Annotated in this window: 16 protein-coding genes and 1 tRNA gene; 12 read left to right on the top strand and 5 right to left on the bottom strand. The window is 69.2% G+C overall.

Annotated elements, in window-relative coordinates:
- Positions 1-280: 280 nt before the first annotated feature.
- The gene (locus ACFXK0_RS01460) at positions 281-1,417 is read left to right on the top strand and encodes an alpha/beta hydrolase (protein ID WP_379408055.1); all 1,137 of its coding nucleotides are present in this window, start codon (positions 281-283) and stop codon (positions 1,415-1,417) included.
- 60 nt (positions 1,418-1,477) lie between these two features.
- Here the strand turns inward: ACFXK0_RS01460 and ACFXK0_RS01455 are convergent, their stop codons facing one another.
- Positions 1,478-5,557, bottom strand: coding sequence for an arabinosyltransferase domain-containing protein (locus ACFXK0_RS01455; protein WP_379407667.1), 4,080 nt, complete (start codon positions 5,555-5,557; stop codon positions 1,478-1,480).
- Between the two features lie 117 nt (positions 5,558-5,674).
- On the opposite strand from ACFXK0_RS01455, the gene ACFXK0_RS01450 reads away from it, so the two are divergent.
- The 7 genes from ACFXK0_RS01450 (at position 5,675) to ACFXK0_RS01420 (ending at position 11,568) form a co-directional block, all read left to right on the top strand.
- Positions 5,675-6,082 carry a RidA family protein gene (locus ACFXK0_RS01450; RefSeq protein WP_379407666.1) on the top strand — a complete coding sequence of 136 codons (408 nt, stop codon included), beginning with the start codon at positions 5,675-5,677 and terminating at the stop codon, positions 6,080-6,082.
- A 212-nt stretch (positions 6,083-6,294) separates the two neighbouring features.
- Positions 6,295-7,755: an ATP-binding protein gene (locus tag ACFXK0_RS01445; RefSeq protein ID WP_379407665.1), complete on the top strand. Its 1,461-nt coding sequence runs from the start codon at positions 6,295-6,297 to the stop codon at positions 7,753-7,755.
- Positions 7,755-8,162: a roadblock/LC7 domain-containing protein gene (locus ACFXK0_RS01440; RefSeq protein WP_379407664.1), complete on the top strand. Its 408-nt coding sequence runs from the start codon at positions 7,755-7,757 to the stop codon at positions 8,160-8,162. The genes ACFXK0_RS01445 and ACFXK0_RS01440 overlap by 1 nt, the downstream gene beginning before the upstream one ends.
- A complete protein-coding gene (locus ACFXK0_RS01435) occupies positions 8,159-8,503 on the top strand; it encodes a DUF742 domain-containing protein (RefSeq protein WP_379407663.1) in 345 nt (114 codons plus the stop codon). The genes ACFXK0_RS01440 and ACFXK0_RS01435 overlap by 4 nt, the downstream gene beginning before the upstream one ends.
- 4 nt (positions 8,504-8,507) lie before the next feature.
- Complete coding sequence (locus tag ACFXK0_RS01430) at positions 8,508-9,098, top strand: ATP/GTP-binding protein (RefSeq protein WP_379407661.1); 591 nt, start codon at positions 8,508-8,510, stop codon at positions 9,096-9,098.
- The gene (locus ACFXK0_RS01425) at positions 9,095-10,348 is read left to right on the top strand and encodes a cytochrome P450 (RefSeq protein ID WP_379407660.1); all 1,254 of its coding nucleotides are present in this window, start codon (positions 9,095-9,097) and stop codon (positions 10,346-10,348) included. The genes ACFXK0_RS01430 and ACFXK0_RS01425 overlap by 4 nt, the downstream gene beginning before the upstream one ends.
- Positions 10,345-11,568: a cytochrome P450 gene (locus ACFXK0_RS01420; RefSeq protein WP_379407659.1), complete on the top strand. Its 1,224-nt coding sequence runs from the start codon at positions 10,345-10,347 to the stop codon at positions 11,566-11,568. Before ACFXK0_RS01425 ends, ACFXK0_RS01420 begins: the two co-directional genes overlap by 4 nt.
- A gap of 54 nt (positions 11,569-11,622) precedes the next feature.
- Here the strand turns inward: ACFXK0_RS01420 and ACFXK0_RS01415 are convergent, their stop codons facing one another.
- The 3 genes from ACFXK0_RS01415 to ACFXK0_RS01405 all read right to left on the bottom strand — a co-directional run bounded on the left by ACFXK0_RS01415 (position 11,623) and on the right by ACFXK0_RS01405 (position 13,580).
- Positions 11,623-12,768 carry an acyl-CoA dehydrogenase family protein gene (locus ACFXK0_RS01415; RefSeq protein WP_379407658.1) on the bottom strand — a complete coding sequence of 382 codons (1,146 nt, stop codon included), beginning with the start codon at positions 12,766-12,768 and terminating at the stop codon, positions 11,623-11,625.
- A gap of 17 nt (positions 12,769-12,785) precedes the next feature.
- Positions 12,786-13,391, bottom strand: coding sequence for a QsdR family transcriptional regulator (locus ACFXK0_RS01410; RefSeq protein ID WP_379407657.1), 606 nt, complete (start codon positions 13,389-13,391; stop codon positions 12,786-12,788).
- Between the two features lie 116 nt (positions 13,392-13,507).
- Positions 13,508-13,580, bottom strand: a tRNA-Glu gene (locus ACFXK0_RS01405).
- Positions 13,581-13,704: 124 nt separating this feature from the next.
- On the opposite strand from ACFXK0_RS01405, the gene ACFXK0_RS01400 reads away from it, so the two are divergent.
- From ACFXK0_RS01400 to ACFXK0_RS01390, 3 genes are read left to right on the top strand one after another with little or no spacing between them, the layout of a single operon-like run.
- Complete coding sequence (locus tag ACFXK0_RS01400; protein ID WP_379408054.1) at positions 13,705-14,412, top strand: TetR/AcrR family transcriptional regulator; 708 nt, start codon at positions 13,705-13,707, stop codon at positions 14,410-14,412.
- Complete coding sequence (locus ACFXK0_RS01395) at positions 14,378-15,589, top strand: hemerythrin domain-containing protein (RefSeq protein ID WP_379407656.1); 1,212 nt, start codon at positions 14,378-14,380, stop codon at positions 15,587-15,589. Before ACFXK0_RS01400 ends, ACFXK0_RS01395 begins: the two co-directional genes overlap by 35 nt.
- A gap of 32 nt (positions 15,590-15,621) precedes the next feature.
- On the top strand, positions 15,622-16,581 hold the full coding sequence (locus tag ACFXK0_RS01390; protein ID WP_379407655.1) for a DNA polymerase domain-containing protein: 960 nt from the start codon (positions 15,622-15,624) through the stop codon (positions 16,579-16,581).
- 4 nt (positions 16,582-16,585) lie between these two features.
- Here the strand turns inward: ACFXK0_RS01390 and ACFXK0_RS01385 are convergent, their stop codons facing one another.
- A complete protein-coding gene (locus ACFXK0_RS01385; RefSeq protein WP_379407654.1) occupies positions 16,586-17,308 on the bottom strand; it encodes a VTT domain-containing protein in 723 nt (240 codons plus the stop codon).
- A 170-nt stretch (positions 17,309-17,478) separates the two neighbouring features.
- Between ACFXK0_RS01385 and ACFXK0_RS01380 the strand changes: the two genes are divergently transcribed.
- Entirely contained in the window at positions 17,479-17,880 is a 402-nt protein-coding gene (locus ACFXK0_RS01380; protein WP_379407653.1) for a MerR family transcriptional regulator, read from the top strand.
- Positions 17,881-17,884: the final 4 nt, after the last annotated feature.

Raw genomic sequence — 17,884 nt, 5'->3', positions numbered from 1 at the left:
CTGGACAGCGGCCGCCGGGGGCGCGGCACGAATCGACCACCCAGCCTAGCCGCAGGCCCGGGGCGAGGCTGGGTGGCGGGAACTGTGGCCTGCGCCGATGCCGGCCCGACGACCGGAGCGACTGCCACGCATCACAATTCGATGTGCCCCCCGGATCAGGGGCGCGCTATGCTGCCCGGCAGGATCCGCCCACAGATTTTTCCTCCGGTTCATGGCGGATCGCGTGGGGAGCGGCGCGGCCGCACAACGGAAAGGTCTGATCAGGATCATGCGTGGCGTAATTCGGGGAGGCGCGCAGGAGCGCCGACACAGATCCGGCCTGGTCCGGCGCACTGTGGTAGGCGCGGCGGTGGCCGCGCTGCTGCCGTGGGGCATCGTCGCGGCGCCCGCGTCGGCCGACGCCGACCCCTCGGCGATCGACTTCCCGGTCGACTCGTCGATGGGCACCATCAACACCCGCATCATTCGTGCGGCCGACGGCAACACCGACCGGGTGGTCTACCTGCTCGACGGTGAACGCGCCGAGAACGACCTGAACGGGTGGGAGAAGCACACCACCATTCCGGCGCAGATGGCGAAGTTCAACATCAATGTCGTGATGCCGGTCGGTGGCCAGTCCAGCTTCTACGCCGACTGGGAACAGCCGAGCAGCTTCAACGGCGTCAACCCCGACGGTTCCCTGCTGCCCAGCGCCGACTCCGGGTCGGCCGTCGGCGGCTGGGAGGACACCCAGGGCAAGACCAACACCTATCAGTGGGAAACCTTCATCACCAAGACCCTGCCGGACGCCCTGAAGTCGAAGCTGGGCTTCAGCAACAGCCGCAACGGCGTGGTCGGGCTGTCCAGCGGTGGCAGCGCGGCGCTGCTCATGGCGGCCTACCATCCCGAGCAGTTCACCTACGCGGGTTCGCTGTCGGGCTACCTGCACATGTCGATGCCGGGGATGCGTGAGGCGCTGGCCGGCGCGATGATCGCCAGCGGTGGCTACAACATCGAGGCGATGGCGCCGGCGGGCAGCGAGAAGTGGAAGCGGATGGACCCCTACGGGTTCGCCGAGAAACTGATCGCCAACAACACCCGCCTCTACATCTCCGCGGGCAGCGCCAAACCGGCCGATCAGGACCTGTCCTCGATCGACGCGATCACCCAGGGCATGCCGCTCGAGGCGATCGCGCTGGTGAACACCCGCTCGTTCGAGCAGCGCATGACCGAACTCGGCTACACCAACGTCACCTACGACTTCCCCGAGATCGGTATCCACAACTGGGGCACCTGGGAACAGGTCGCCATCCGGCTGATGCCGGACATGGCCCGCAATATCGGCAAGCCGCTGCCCGCGGGCGCGCCGCCGGCCGGTGCGCCCCCGGGTGGTGGCCCCGAGGGTGGTCAGCCGCCCGCCGGTGAGCCGCCGAAGTAAGCTCTAGCGCAACAGAAATCGCCGCTACCCAGTGGGTAGCGGCGATTTCGTGTTTTCCGGTCAGTTCGTCTTGATCGGGCTGTCGCCGGTCCAGCCCCAGCGGGCTTCGGTGCGCACCCCGATCTCCGCCATGGGGGCCGAGACGTAGCGGGTCAGGCGCTGGAGCTCGCCCCAGTCCCGGGTCCAGTCCTCGGCGAGGTAGGCCGGGATGGTGCTGGTCCGCATGAGCATGCCGGTCCAGCCGAGCGGGCCGCCGCCGGTGTCACCCTGCCAGGTCTCGGAGACCTGCGCGTTGAGCTTGTCGGGCAGGATCCGCCAGATCGGCAGCTCGGCCACCCCGTCGCGGTGATCGAACGGGCGCTGACACGGGAAGGCCAGGCCCACATGCCAATCCGCGAGCACCGGGTCGGTGCTGCCGACCAGGGTGTTCAAGGTCGACAGTCTCGGCAGGCGCGGCGGGGTGACGGCGAGCCACCGCATCGGATCGGGTTCCCCCGACTCCGCGACCAGGCGCACGGCGCTGGTGCCCGCCGGAATGCTGTCCAGGTCGATCGGCAGATTCCGCCATCCCGGTGCCCCGCCGACGGTCGGCGGGATCGCCTCGCCCAGCGCGGTGACGGTGCCGTCCTCGGCCCGGCTCGCGAACTCGACCCGGAGCCGCTGACCGGGCATAGGCGACCCGTCCGGTCCGGTCCCTTCGATGCGTCCCGCGATGGTGAGGATCAGCACGCGATAGGCCGGGTTCTGCTGTGCCGCAGCGAGATCCAGCCGGTACCACTGGGTGGTCAGATGCGAGCGCTGCGGTTCGCCGGCCGAGTAGCTGCCCAGGACCGGGGTGCGTTCGGGGGCGAGGCCGAAGGGGAGGGACGTGGTGCTGCCGTTGACGCCGGTCACCGCCGGGCCCGCCGCGCCCGGGGCGCCTCCGCCGGCCGGGCCGGTGCCGCTCGGCCCGCCTGGTCCGCCGGGGGCGGGGCCCGCTGGGGCTCCACCTGGGCCGCCCGGCATCCCTCCGCCTGCGGCGCCGCCGGGTGCGGGGCCGGAACCCGAAGGGGGGGCCGAGGATTGGCCGGGGCCTGGGTCGGGCATGAGGCTGCCGACGCCGTTGGGGGTGAAGCCGGTGTTCTCGGCGGCGAGACCGTCGGCGACCGTGCCGGTGTACGGAGTCAGCAGCGAGTCGGCGGTATTGGTCTCGACGAGCACGTCATCGGCCATCGCGCAACGGTCCCCGGCCAGGGTCCGCAGGTTGGACAGGCCGACCGAGTACGCTGGGTACTGCGAAATCGCCGCCGAGGCAAGCGATCCCACCTCGAACAACACCATGGCCGCCGCGGCGATCGTGAGTGGGGCGACAGCCGGCAGCCGCAACCGGAGTCCGGCGGAGCGGCCACGGGATCCCGGGGCGGGAAGGGTGCCGGACGCGACGATTGTCGCTGTCGCGGAAAGGGATTCGGTCGATGCGGCGAGGGGGTTCGGCTTCGCGCCTGCCAGGGTGTCGGCCTGGTGTTCGGCGAGATCACCGATGCTGTCGTCGGGGGAGGCGTTTTGGCTGTCTCCGAGCGTGGCGCCGGTGGGCGCCTGGCTGTCGTCGTCGGTGGGTGCCGAAGTCGGGTCGACGGTGGGTCGGCTCGACTCGATGCCTGCTGGATCGCCCTTGCTTTCGCCCGGTTCGTCGGCGGATGGATCGGCGTCGCCCGTCGCGACCGTTGCTTCGGGTGTGGTGCCTGCGGGTGCACCGGCGTTCGCGGGTGCTGTCGCGCGGTCGTCGGCGGACGTGCCGATCTCTGCTGTGTCCACGGGTTCCGTGACGGGGCGCGGGTCGCCGGCGTTTCGGTAGTACTGCCAGAGGGCGTAGAGCAGGGTCAGGCCGGTGGCGGTGAGGAACAGGGAGGACACCGCGATGCCGCCGAGGGTGGGGGCGCGGTCGGGCCAGGGGACGCCGTAGCCGGAGACGTACCACCAGCCGTTGGAGCCGGTGAAACTGACGGCGAGCAGGAACAGGACCGCGGCGGCGAAGAGAGTGCGCAGGTAGTCGGCGCGAATCACCGTGCGGCTCAGGGCTACCGCGGTCACTGCGGCGAGGGCGGCGGCCAGGCCCGCGTAGACGCCGAAGTGGTGGGTCCACTTGGTGGGCGTGAACATCATCAGCAGCAGGGCCAGGAAGACCACCGCGAGCAGGCGGTTGACCGGGCCGCGGGCGGTGGCGGGGATGCGGCCGCCGTGGCGCAGGGTCACCAGGACGCCGACCACCAGGCAGCCGAGCATGGCCAGGACGCCGAAGCGGCGGGCCAGCGAGCCGTCAGGATTGACCGACAGCAGGGAATCCCAGCGGGTGCGTTCCTCGAACCACGCCATATCGGGGCCGACGAGCTGACGGACCCGGGTGGCTTCCAGCACGCTCGCGAAGGTCTGATCGGCGAAGACGACGACCAGCACCAGCGTGCCCGCGGCCGCGATCGGGGCGAGCAGGGCCGCGTAGCGCAGCAGCGCGGGGCCGGAGCCGGTGCGGGCGCGCGCGATGATCGTCCGCAGGACCGGGCGGGACCCGGCCAGCAGCGCGCCGAGACAGATCAGGCCGGTCGGTCCGGCGGCCAGGGAGAACGCGGCGATCAGCACGGCGATCGCGGCGGGCACCAGGCGCCGGGTCGCGATCGCGCGTTCCATGGAGCACCAGGTGAGCAGCGCGCCGACGGCGATGAGCGGCTCCGGACGCAGTCCGTTGTTGAAGGGCAGCCAGGCCGCGAGGAACACCAGCGCGGCCGTCCAGCGCGCCGCACCGTTCGATGCCACCCGGGAACCCAAGCGCGGCAGCACTTCCCGGCTGAGCACCAGCCAGCACACCACTCCGGCCAGCAGCGCGGGCAACCGCATCCACAGTCCGGTGTCGCTGATCCGGGTCATCCAGGCCAGCACCTCGTACGGCCACCCGAACGGTGCCTCGGCGACCTGGAACCACCGGTAGTAGTTGGCGGTGTAGCCGGCCTCGCGGGACGCGCGCGCCATGGTCAGGATGTAGCCGTCGTCGGAGCTGTTCGCGCCGATGACATGCCACACCACCAGCGTGCCCGCGACCACCGCGTCGCGCCCGGTGAACCGCCACCAGCGCGCAGGGAGCACCCGCCGCGACCGCCGCCCGTCCCGGAGATCACCACGGTGCAGACAGATCAGCGCGATCAACGCACACAACACCGCCCCGAGGATCGCCGCCGACTTCCACTCACTCGGACTCGACGAGAACCGCGCATCGATCTCGGCATGCAGCCGCGCGTCCCCGAGCAGCCCCCGATCGATCTCGGTGAACACCCCGACCACCTGCGGCCGCACATCCCCCTCGACCGTCTTCCGCACCGGCACCCCATCGGCCCCCCGCAACCCCGTGAGCTCGACCGTCGTCCTCGTCGCCGTCGAAACCACGGTGAACGCAACACAATTCGCGGCCGGAGTATCCCCCTGTGCCCCACCCGGCGGCGCACCCGCCGGAACGCTGGGCAATCCGGCTTGTCCGCTCGGCGGTGCCATTCCGTTCGGTGGCGGCCCAGCCTGTCCGGTCGGCAGCGCCGTGCCGCTCGGTGGCCGCGTGCTGCCGGGTGAACCGGCCGGTCCACTCGGTTGCCCGTTGAGCGGCGTGGCGCCGTTGGGGGGTGGCCCTGCCTGACCGCTGGGTGGCGCGGCAGCGGGTCGGTTGGTGCCGGGTGGCGTACCAGTGCTGTCACCCGGCTGACCACCGGCGGGTGGTTGAGTGAAGCTCGGTGGTGGCGCGCCGATGTCGGTCAGTGGCACGCTCAGCAGGAGGCGATCGCGGAGGACGACCGCGAGGGTCCGTCCGATCTCGGGGCGGTCCTCGATGCGGGCGACCAAGCCCTTCGAACCGGCGCGCGGGGCCTGTGGGGGCACCGTGGACAGGACGGTGCCGCCTGCCATGTCGCGCAGGGCCGTGCACGGAATGCTCGCTTCGAGGGACAACGGGACGTAGTCCACCAGGGGCGCGCTGAGTTGCAGCGCTTGTGGCTGGGGCCAGTCCAGGCTCGCGCGGTGTTGCTGGACCGGCAGCAGCGGGACGAGAACCGCCAGCAACACACCGAGCACCCCCGCCGCGATGCCGATCACTTTCACACGGCCGGAGCCGGAAGAATCTGCATGCACGGAAGTCGATGCTAGCCATGGGCGCCGATCAGCGCCGGACCGGCGCAGCTCGGTGACCGGTTGAGTGTCGGACCCTCCCTCTAGGGTCGGGGTCATCCGACGACAGAAGGAGCGACCGTGACCGTGGAACTGGTGAATCCCGACGGGCTGCCCAAACCTGAGGTGTATCGGCAGATGTCGATCGCGACTGGTTCCCGGCTGGTCTTCCTGGCCGGGCAGGTGGCCCGTGACGCCGATGGAAACCCGGTCGGTACCGGTGATTTCGCGGCCCAGGTGGAGCAGGCCTATCTCAATATCGGCACCGCGATGGCCGCGGTCGGCGGCACCTTCGACGATGTCGCGAAGCTGACCATCTATGTCGTCGACTGGGGTCCGGACAAGTTCCCGCTGCTCGGCGAGGGTGTGGCCCGTGCGGCGGCGAAGCTCGGCGTCGACCCGGTCAAGCCGATCACCCTGCTCGGGGTGGCGGCGCTGGGTGAACCGGATCTGCTCGTCGAGGTCGAGGCGACGGCCGTGCTCGACTGATCGGTCGCCGGCGGGCAGGGCGTCGGCGAGCGATCAGTGATCCATACCGTATTGAAGTGTGTGCCAACACATAGTGAACCCGCACTGCTCGAGTGGCAGTCGCGGCGGGGGCTCGATATGCTCGCATGCACTATCGAAACGGGCTGTCGTGCCGCGTGTTCGGGCTTGAGATCGGCGGTTGGGGGCCTGTGAGTACTGCGGAAGTCGCGCCGATGGCGCATGCGACAGAGCAGGTGTCGACGGGGGAATACAGCGATCGCGGCGGGGCCGGACAGGCCGGGTACGTGGTCGCGGGGGCTGGTGTCGCGATCGTGGTGATCGCTGTCGTCACCGCGGTGTTCGCGCCCGCGGCGATCGGGATCCCGGTACTCACCGGCGCGGTCTGCGCCGTCGCCATCGGGTTCCCCGCGGTGTACGTCGCGCTGCGCAGCCGCGCGCAGGCCCAGCTCGACCGGGCCGCCGCCGCGCAGGCGCAGCAGCAGCTGGCCGCCACGGTCGCCGAGGCGACCCAGCGCATCGCGCAGGCCGAGGAGCACACCGCGTCCTTCGCCTGGGAAGCGCAGGAGAACGGCCGCCGTGGCGCCGCGGCCCTGGCGGCCTTCGCCGGCGCGGCCGGTCGCATCCAGGCCATGACCACCTCCATGCTCGCCGAACTGCGCGAGATGGAACACCGCCACGCCGACCCGCGGGTGCTCACCGACCTGCTGCACATCGACCACCGCACCGCCCAGACCGGCCGCCTCGCCGACAGCATCGCCGTGCTCAGCGGCGCCCGCACCGGCCGCCGCTGGGCGAAACCGATCGCGATGGAATCGATTCTGCGTGGCGCCATGGGCCGCGTCGCCGGCTACCAGCGCGTGCGGTTGCGCGCGGTCGCCGAAGTCGGCATCGCCGGGCACGCGGCCGAAGGTGTGATGCACTCGCTGGCCGAACTGCTCGACAACGCCTGCAACTTCTCCCCGCCCACCACCGAGGTGCACGTCTACGCCGCCGAAGTGCCCGCGGGCGTGGTGATCACCATCGAGGACAGCGGACTGGTGATGAGCGAGTCGGCCCTGCGCCGCGCCGAAGCCGCCGTGTCGGGCCGCAATCACAAAGGCAAGGGCGCCGACCTGGCCTCGCTCTCGGGCACCCGGCTCGGGCTGGCCGTGGTCGGCAACCTCGCGCGCAAACACGACCTGACCGTGTCCTACCGGCCCTCGGCGATCGGCGGCACCGCCGTGGTCGTCGTCATCCCGCGCGAGCTCACCGCCCGCGCCGAACGCCGCGGTGCGGGCCAACTGCCCACCCCCACACCGCGCACGGTCGAACCACCGCGCCAGGTCGAGACCCCGCGCGCCGACCTCGGCCAGTTCGACACCCCGATCCCACGCCCCCAACACGCCAGGCCCGCGGCCGGCGACGTCGTGCGCCCGGATCTCGCCGGTCGGCCGACCCCGTCCGCCGCCGATCTCGGCCAGCACGAATCCACCGGCCAGCACGCGGCACCCGCCACCGACTCGCCGGTACTGCCCAAACGGCGCCGCGGCAGCACACTGGCCCAGGTACACCCCGACGGCCTGTCCAGCTCCCCGGCAACCGAGACCGCGCCGGCGAAACCGGCCGCTCTCGGCGCCTTCCAACGATCCGCGCCGGGCCGCCGCCCCGCTGCGCCCGACTCTCTGGAGAATTGATGACGACCGTGTCCGCCAATCTCGGCTGGCTGCTCGAGAAACTCCTGGCCCGCACCCCACGCGCCAGGCACGCCCTGCTGCTCTCCGGTGACGGGCTCAAGATCTGCCATACCCCCGAACTCGACGTCGATCGCGCCGACCAGCTGGCCGCCATCGCCGCCGGGTTCCAGAGCCTCGCGCACGGGGCCTCCGTCGAATTCGGTGACGGGCGTGGCGGAGTCCGCCAGTCGATGACCGAGTTCTACGGCGGCATCCTATTCGTCGTCGAGGCCGGACGTGGCGCGCACTTAGCGGTGGTCGCGGCCGAGGACGCCGACGCGGGCCTGGTCGGGCACACCATGCACGAGCTGGTCGAGCAGCTGGGCGAGCATATGGCGGCCCAGCCGAGACGGGCGGTGCCGAGTTGAGCAGGGCCGGCCGCGACGACGATCCCGACCGGTTCTACACCCTGACCGGGGGGCGCGCCCCGGTGACCGAGGACTTCGACTTGGTCACCCTGGTGGTCAGTGAATCGGCGCCCTCGGCGGGCATGACCTCCGAACAGGTGGCCATTCTGCGGATGTGCCGGGCACCCACCGCCGTGGTGGAGATCGCCGCCGAACTGCGCCTGCCCGTCGGCGTCGCCACCGTGATCCTCGCCGACCTGCTACACGCGGGCAAGATCACCGTCCGTCCACCGCTGTCGGCCGCGATGACGCTGGATCTGTCCACCCTCGAGAAGGTGCTCGTTGGACTTCGCAAACTCTGAGGTCGTGCCAGAACGCGCGCAGGCGCCGCTGGACAGCACGGTCAAGCATGCGTTGAAGATCGTGGTGATCGGCGGATTCGGGGTCGGCAAGACGACCCTGGTGCGTTCGGTCAGCGAGATCCGCCCGCTCGACACCGAGGCCACGATGACCGACGTGGGAGTCGGCGTCGACGACGCCACAGCGGTGCCGGGCAAGTCGACCACCACGGTGGCCTTCGACTTCGGCCGCATCTCCCTCGACGCCGAACATGTGCTGTATCTGTTCGGCGCGCCGGGCCAGCAGCGGTTCTGGTTCCTGTGGGATCGGCTGTTCCAGGGCGCACTCGGCGCGATCGTGCTGGTCGACCAGCGGCGCATCGCCGACTCCTGGTACGCGATCGACCGGCTCGAACACCAGGGCACCCCGTTCGTGGTGGCCTGCAACGACTTCGGTGACGCGCACACCGCGCACGAGGTCCGCGACGCGCTGGATCTGGATCCGGCGGTGCCGCTGCTGATGTGTGACGCGCGCTCGCGCGAATCGAGTAAGCAGGTGTTGATCGCCCTGGTCGAACACCTGTATTCTGCTGTCCCGCAGGGGGAATCAAGTCCATGAGTACACCGACGGGCGCGTGCCCGGTCACCGGCGCCATCCCGTTGAGCGGTCCGGAGTTCCATATCGAACCGCACGAGGTCTATCGCCGGATGCGGCGCGAACGCGGCCCGGTGGTCTCGGTCGAACTGCCCGGCGGCTTCCCGGCCTGGCTGATCATCGGCTACCGCGAGCTGCACCAGGTGACCAGTGATCCGCTGCTGTTCCCGCGGGATGTGTCGCTGTGGAACCAGTGGGGGAGAGTTCCCGAGGACTGGCCGCTACTGCCGATGGTCGGGCAGCCGAGGCCGTCGATCTACTTCACCGCCGGTGCCGAACATCAGCGCCACCTGGCGATGGTGGAGCCCGCGCTGGACGCGGTCGACCACTTCGAGCTGCGCCGCGCCTGCGAGGAACTCGCCGACGGGCTGATCGACCAGTTCTGCGGACGCGGGACCGCCGACCTGGTCGCCGAGTTCGCCGAGGCCCTGCCGGTGCTCGCGCTCAGCCGCATCCTCGGCCTGGCCGACACCGATGCCGCCGACCTGGTCCAGGTCATGAAGTCGCTGGCCGACGGCGGCGCCGACGCCCATCTCGGGTACGCGCGCTTCGCCGAGCACATGGCCCGGCTGGTCGCGACCAAGAAGCAACGTCCCGCCGGTGATCTGGCGTCGGTCATGCTGGCCGACCCGGGCGAGTTCACCGACGAGGAGTACATGAACGACCTGATGGCCATCATGGCCGCCGGTCAGCTGCCGAGCGCGGACTGGATCGGCAGCGCCATGCGGCTGATGCTCGTCGACGACCGCTTCGCCGCCGCGCTCGGCGGCGGCAGGCGCAGTGTCGGGCAGGCCATGAGCGAGGTGCTCTGGGAAGAGGGACCGACCTCGATCCTGTGCGGGCGCTGGGCCGCGCGCGACACCCGGCTGGCCGACCAGACCATCCGGGCCGGCGACATGCTGCTGCTCGGGCTGGCCGCGGCCAATCTCGACCCGCACATCCGTCAGTCCTTCACCGACGGTGACACGGTGCCGACCGGCAACAACGCGCACTTCGCGTTCAGCTACGGCGAATACCGCTGCCCGTTCCCGGCGCAGCAGATCGCCGAGATCATCGCCAGGACCGGGATCGAGGTGCTGCTCGACCGGCTCCCCGATGTCGACCTGGCCGTACCGGCCGACCAATTGACCAGGCGGCCTTCGGCTTTCCTTCGGGGCATGACGTCACTGCCCGTTCGTTTCACACCAGTTCGACCCGTCGGAGGTTCGTCATGAGTGCCACCTGCCCGTTCGCCATCGACCCCATGGTCAGTGACCTCAACGCAGAGACCGCCCGGCTACGCGCCGAAGGCCCGATCACCCGTATCGACCTGCTCGGGGTGTCGGTGTGGACCATCACCGACCATGCTCTGGCCCGTCAGTTGACCACCGACACCCGCCTGGTCAAGGACATCAACGCCTGGGCGCTGTGGACCGACGGCGAGGTGACCGACCAGTGGCCACTGATCGGCATGGTCGATGTCGACCGGTCGATGTTCAATGTCGACGGCGCCGAACATCGCAGGCTGCGGGCCAAGACCGCGCAGGCCCTGGCACCGCGCCGACTCGCCGAACTGCGCCCGGTGATCGAGCGGCTCACCGTCGAGCTGCTCGACGATCTCGCCGCCGCCGGTGCCGACGGCGCCCCCGTCGACCTCAAACAGGTCTTCGCCTACCCGCTGCCGATGCGGGTGGTCGGTGAGCTGATGGGCGTCGATCGCGAGGACCATCCGCAGCTGCTCGAGTGGTACAAGAAGTTCTTCTCGGTGATGACGCCGCAGGACGAGCGCCTGCGGGTGATCGGCGAACTCGACACCTACTTCACCGATCAGGTCAGGACCAAGACCGCGAACCCGGGTGACGACCTCACTTCGGCCTTTGTCGTGGCCGACGAGGAGGGCGGCGAGCCGCTCACCGAGGAGGAGGCGATCGGCAACATCAAGGCCCTCGTCGCCGCCGGGCACGAGACCACCGTGAGCCTGATCATCAACACCGTGCGCGCGCTGCTCAACGAACCCGAGCAGCTGGCGAAGGTGCTCGCAGGCGACGTGGAATGGAAGCAGGTCATCGAGGAGTCGCTGCGCTGGAACGGTCCGGTGACGCACCTGCTGATGCGCTTCGCCACCGAGGACATCACCGTCGGTGACACCGTGATCGCCAAGGGCGAGGGCGTGGTGATGTCCTACCGGGCCATCGGCCGCGACGTGACGGTGCACGGCGACACGGCCGAGGACTTCGACGTGACCCGCCCGACCGCCAACCGCCACCTGGCCTTCGGCTTCGGCCCGCACATCTGCCCCGGTGCGGCGCTGTCGCGGCTGGAGGCGGCGATCGCGCTGCCCGCGCTGTTCGACCGTTTCCCTGAGCTGCGCCTGGCCGTGCCCGACAGCGAGCTCGGCAATCTGCCGGTGCTGACCCAGAACGATCTGGCCGCGCTGCCGATCATCCTGAACTGACCGGCGTCGCGTCGCGTCCGGCGGTATATTCGCCGGACGCGACGCTTTACGTCTCTACAGCCCCAGATCGCGGCCGATGAGCTCCTTCATGATCTCGTTGGAACCGGCCCAGATCTTGGTGACCCTGGCATCCATCCACGCCCGCGCCACCCGGTACTCGCGCATGTAGCCGTAGCCGCCGTGCAGCTGTACGCAGGCGTCGAGCACCTCGTTCTGCACCTGCGCCGACCACCACTTCGCCTTCGCGGCGTCGACCGCGGACAGCTCGCCCGCGGCGTGCGCGGCCACACCCTGATCGACGAACGCCTGGGTCACTTCGACTTTGGTGACCAGCTCGGCGAAAAGGAACTTGTTGTACTGGAAGCTGCCGATCTGCTGCCCGAACGCCTTGCGCTCCTTGGCATAGGCGAGGGTTTCGTCCAGGATCGCCGCGGCGTGGGCGATATTGGAGATCGCGGCACCGATGCGCTCCTGCGGCAGCCGCTCCATCATCGCGATGAAGCCGCGGTCGGTCTCGCCGAGCCGGTTGGCGTCGGGCACCCGGACATTGTCGAAGAACAGTTCGGCGGTGTCGGATTCGGGCTGGCCCACCTTGTCGAGCTTGCGGCCGCGGGTGAAGCCCGCCATGCCGTTCTCGACCACGAACAAGGTGATGCCCTTGGCCTTCTTCTCCGGGCTGGTCCGGGCGGCGACGATGACCAGGTCGGCGTTGAAACCGTTGGTGATGAACGTCTTCGAGCCGTTGATGATCCAGTCGTCGCCGTCGCGGACCGCGGTGGTCTTGAGCGCGGCCAGGTCCGAGCCGCCGGACGGCTCGGTCATGCCGATCGCGGTGACGATCTCACCGGTACAGAACTTGGGTAGCCAGCGCCGCTTCTGCTCGTCGGTGGTCAGTTCCACCAGGTAGGGCGCGCACACGTCGTAGTGGATGCCGAACGAGGACGACAGCGCCGCACCGGCTTTGGCGAGTTCTTCGCCGAGCACCGCGTTGAACCGGTAGTCGCCGGCGTCGCTGCCGCCGAACTCCTCCGGCACACCGAGCCCGAGGTAGCCGAGTTCGCCTGCGGCCAGCCAGGTCTCGCGATCGATCGCGCGCTCCTCGGCGAAGCGCTCGGCGTTGGGCTCGATCGAGCGCTTGACGAACTCGGCGACCGAGGCGCGGAAGGCCTCGTGGTCGGAGCTGTAGATGGTGCGCTGCATGGGTTTCCTCTCGTGTTCTACCGTTCGGGCCGTTCGCCCAGCAGAACCAGCGACGCCTGGACGACCTTGGCCGCGTCGGGTTCCTCGCCGCTGATCACATCGGCGTAGATGAAGGTTTCGGTGATTCGCGCCAGCAGCAGCGCCAGTTCCGGCACCGGCAGCGGCGGGTCGAGGGCACCGGCGGAGATGTCCTCGGTGAGCAGGCCGGCGATGACGTCGACGAAGCGGCGCTGCACCGACCCGGCGGTGGTGGTGAGCAGGCGCAGCGCGCGTTCGGGTTCACGGCGCAGGAACTGGCGGAAGGCGTCGGAGGAGTTGACCGCCTGCGCGAAATCGCCGAGGACCGTGGCGATCCGGCGCGCGCCGTGCCCGGGGGCGGCGGCGACGGCGCGGCGCAGGGTGGGTTCGGCGACCGACCAGATCACCTCGGCCAGCAGTTCGTCGCGCCCACCGACCCAGCGGAACAGGGTGGCCCGGTTGACGCCGAGTTCGACGGCGAGTTCCTTCATCTCCAGCCTGCGCCCGGCGAGGAAGCCGGACCTGGCGGCTTTGAACGCGGTGATCGCGTCGGGACGGGCGGCGAGGTCGTCGAGGCGCCTGCTCAGTGCGGTCTGCTCGGTCATCTCACCTCCCGGTGCAACATCTCCCTCAGTGTATGGAACATGCAACATCTGTCAATATGTCGCACGATCCGGGACATGAAAAAACTCCCCGGTCGCGATGACCGGGGAGTTCGTTGTAGCCCCGACGGGATTCGAACCCGCGCTACCGCCTTGAGAGGGCGGCGTCCTAGGCCGCTAGACGACGGGGCCAGAACCACAGCTCACCAGGGTGAACCGCGCGGAACATACGATAGCCCACGACTGGTCGATCGAACAAAACGGCTGGTGACCGCACTTTTTCGCAGGGGGAGCGAAGAGGTTAGCAGTGGCAAACATGCTTGTATTCAATACAGACACGTTCCATAATGGGGAGGTGAGTGCTTCGGTTTCCCGTCGATACGACTCCTCGCTGCGCCAGGACATGGCGGCGCGAACCCGCCAGGCGGTGTTCGAGGTGGCAGGCCGGTTCTTCGTCGAACGCGGCTGGGAGGGCACGTCGATGCGTGATATCGCGCAGGCGGCGGGGTGCTCGGTGGAGACGATCTACGCGAGGATCGGCAACAAGGCAGCCTTGCTGAAAGCGGTCATCGACCAGGCGGTCGTCGGCGACGACGCCGTGCTGACACTGGCCGACCGTCCCTGGTTCGGCATCGAGGGCGACAGGCCACTCGCCGATCGCGCCGCCGAACTCGCCGCGGTGGCGGCATCGATCTACCGGCGCACCGCCCATCTGCGCCGCACGCTCGACGTCGCGGCCGAAAGTCATGCCGAGCTGCGTGAGCTCGACACGAAATGTCGCGCAGACGAACGGATTTCACGGGCTGCGCTGGTGTCGGCGGCCGCTGGACGGCCGTTGACCGAGATCGAAGCGGACGGGATCCAAGGCATCTTCAGCAACGAGATGTACCTGTTGCTGACCGACCGATCCGGATGGACACACGAGCAGTATCAAAACTGGGCGGCCGCCATGGTGATACGGCTGCTCGACCTCCACGAGGAGCGCGATCATGACCACCGACACCGATCTGTCCGGCCCCGCTGACACCCGCGTCATGGGCATCGTGCACACCGCGATGCGACGTGACATCGACCGAGCCGGGGCAGTCCTGGCCGAATGGCCGTACCCGTTCGACGAGCAACGCCGTGCGCTGGCCGACCATCTGGTCTGGCTGATGGATTTCCTGCATCACCATCACGAGTCCGAGGACGAGCACCTCTATCCGGTCGTGCGCGCCCGCAACCTCGCCGCACGGCCACTGCTGGATCGGATGGACGCCGACCACCGATCCATCCTGCCCGCGATGACGGCGCTGAGCTCGGCAGCCGCGGCCTACAAGCACTCCGCGGACGCACGCGAGAAACTGATCGCGGCGCTGGACGCGTTGCGGGTGCTGCTGTTTCCCCACCTCGAACGCGAGGAGAACGAGATGATGCCGATCGTCTCGGACACGCTCAGCGATGCGGAATGGCGCCGGTGGGACAACGAGTACAACGTGAAACCGCTCGGCCCGATCGAGTTGTCCGATCAGGGATTGTTCATTCTCGACGGCCTCGACGGCGCCGACCGTCAGGCGATCACCGAACTGGTCCCCGCGCTGCCACGCTGGATCATCGTCCACCTGATGATCCACCGATACCGGCGGCAAGCCTTCCGCCGCTGGCGCACCCGCGAATTCTCCTCGCTGAAGACATCATTGGGTGGTCGCCAGGAGGTCATGACCTCGGCCGCGCCGCGCGCCGTGTGGGACATCCTCACCGACGTCACCCGGGTCGGGGAGTGGAGCCACGAATGCCGTCGTGCGCGCTGGCTCGACGGCGCCACCAGCGCGTCGGTGGGTGCGCGATTCACCGGCGACAGCAGATCCGGTGTCATGCGCTGGAGCCGCGTCTGCACGATCACCGTCCTGCGGGCACCCCGCGAGCTGGCGTGGACAACCCACGGCGGCATCTACGGCGACCACACCGAATGGCGCTACACCCTCGAACCCACCGGCTCCGGCACCCGCATCGTGCAGACCTATCGCGTCCTCGCCATGCCGATCTGGTTCGACCGCCTGGTCTGGCTTTCCACCCCCGCCCACCACGACCGCCGAACCGCCTTGCACGGCGACCTCACCCGCCTGGCCCGCCTCACGGAAGCGGCGAGCAGCGGGCCCGGTTCTGATCGGGTATCTCGAGGCGCTCAGCGCGTGCGAGATGTCGGGATCCGTGGTGATTGACGTTCGACGGGTCGGTGCGGGAACGTGGAGCGATGGCTGGAGGCGAGCTGCGTCACGGTGTCGAGTTGTCCAATCTGGATCAGCCGTTGTTCGACGGGACCCAGGAAACCAAACGGGACCTGGTGGACTACCTGGAGTTCGCCGGCGAGCGGCTGCTACGGGTGCTGCGCGGACGGCCGCTGTCGGTGGTGCGGGTGCGGCCGGGCCAGGAGCCGTTCATGCAGAAGAACCTGCCGAAGTACACGCCGGAGTGGGTGGCGCGGACGACGGTGTGGGCGGAGAGTTCGCGACGGGAGATCGCCTACGCGCTCTGTGATGATCTGCGGACGCTGCTGTGGTTCGGCAATCAGCGCGCGGTCGAGTATCACCCGACGTTGTTCCTCGCCGAATCCGCGCCCGAACCCACCCATCTCGTGCTCGACCTCGATCCGTCACCCGGCCAGAGCTTCGCCGACGCGGTGGCGGGTGCGCGGCTGATCCGGGACGCGCTGGCCGCCGACGGGCTGGCGGGCGCGGTGAAGACGAGTGGGTCCAAAGGGCTGCATGTCTTCGTGCCGGTGGTCGCGGGCATCGATGTCGAGGATGCCGCCGCGGCGACACGGGCGGTCGCGGCCCGCGCCGAACGTCTCGACCCCACGGTCGGCACGACCGCCTTCATTCGAGAAGACCGCCACGGCAAGGTGTTCCTCGACGCCACCCGCGCCGGCGGGGCCACCGTGGCCGCGGTCTACAGCCCGCGTATCCGGCCAGGCGTCACCGTGTCGTTCCCGTTGCGCTGGTCGGACCTCGACGACGTGACCCCGGCCGACTTCACCCTGCGTACCGTGCCAGGACTGCTCGGCGACGACGATCCGTGGCGGGCGGAAATGCCCGCCCCGCAAGAACTTCCGCGCGACCTGATCGAGGAGGGTCACACGATCCCGGTGGCTCGGGTGCAGGCCATGCACGAAGGCAAACGGCGCGCGCGGGCCCGCAGGCAGAGCGGGGGCTGACCCCTCAGCTGCGAATGTGCTCGCTGGAATCGGCGGTGTCCTCGGCGGGTTCGGTTCGCTTGTTGCCGAGGACGCGCTTGCCGACCTCGATGACGATCGGCAGCACCGACACGGCGACGATGAGCAGGAAGATGAGATCGACATTGTCCCGGACGATCCCGATCTGGCCGAGCAGATAACCCAGGTAGGTGACACCGGCGCCCCACAGCACACCACCGACGATGTTGTAGATCGCGAACGTCCGGTACCGCATGCCCGCCGCGCCCGCGACCACCGGCGCGAACGTCCGCACGATCGGCACGAATCGGGCCAGCACGATGGTGATCGGCCCGTGTTTGACGAAGAAGGCGTGCGATTCGTCGATGTAGCGCTTCTTGAAGAATCGCGCGTCGTTGTCTTTGAACAGCGCGGTGCCGCCACGGGCCCCGATCACGTACCCCACCTGATCGCCGAGGATCGCGGCGACGGGAACCAGCATCAGCAGCACCCAGATCGGCGCGAACGGCGCGATCTCGGTCGACTTCGACGCGGCGATCAGGCCGGCGGTGAACAGCAGCGAGTCGCCGGGCAGCAGCGGGAACAGGAGTCCGGACTCGATGAACACCACCAGCAGCAGACCCGCCAGCATCCAGGTGCCGAAGGAGTTGAGCAGGTTCACCGGGTCCAGGAAACCCGGCAGCAGGGCCAGGTCCGTGGTCACCGGACTGGCCAGGGGGTGCGATGTCATGGGTGGGTACCTCGAGATCGGAAAAGTTGCGGTCACCGTCGGCGGTGCCACACACTAGCACGTGCCACGTGATGGTTAGCGGAGGGCTTGCGGCGCTCGCCGCACTGTCGCATTCGCGACGGTAGCACGTGCCGCTGTATGGTTATCCTGCTGCGCGGAAGGAGGCGATCGTGACCGAGGCATTGCTGAAGATCGGCGAGTTGGCCGCCCGCGCCGACGTCAGTGCGCGCACGATCGACCACTACACCAATATGGGCCTGCTGGCCCCGGCCCAGCGTACTGCGGGCAACTTCCGGCTGTACAACCCCGGCGACGCCGAGCGTATCCGGCTGATCCAGAGCCTGGAGGCCCAGGGCGTCCCGCTCGAGGAGATCGCGACGGCGCTCAACGCCGGGCACTCCCGCGATATGAACGAGGTCCTCGCCCGGATCGACGACGATCTGAAGAACCTGCAGACGGTCACCGAATCGGCGCCGGTGGAGATCCACGGCCTGATCGACATCATCGCCACCCGCGTGCATTCGCTCATCGCGGTCGCGATGCAGATGCCACCCGACATCCCGATCCTGTAGGTGT

The organism is Nocardia sp. NPDC059177 (genome assembly GCF_042755165.1).
In the GTDB taxonomy this organism is placed as follows: domain Bacteria; phylum Actinomycetota; class Actinomycetes; order Mycobacteriales; family Mycobacteriaceae; genus Nocardia.
Note: the sequence above shows the minus strand (reverse complement) of the source record. Positions and strands in the feature narration are given on the sequence as shown.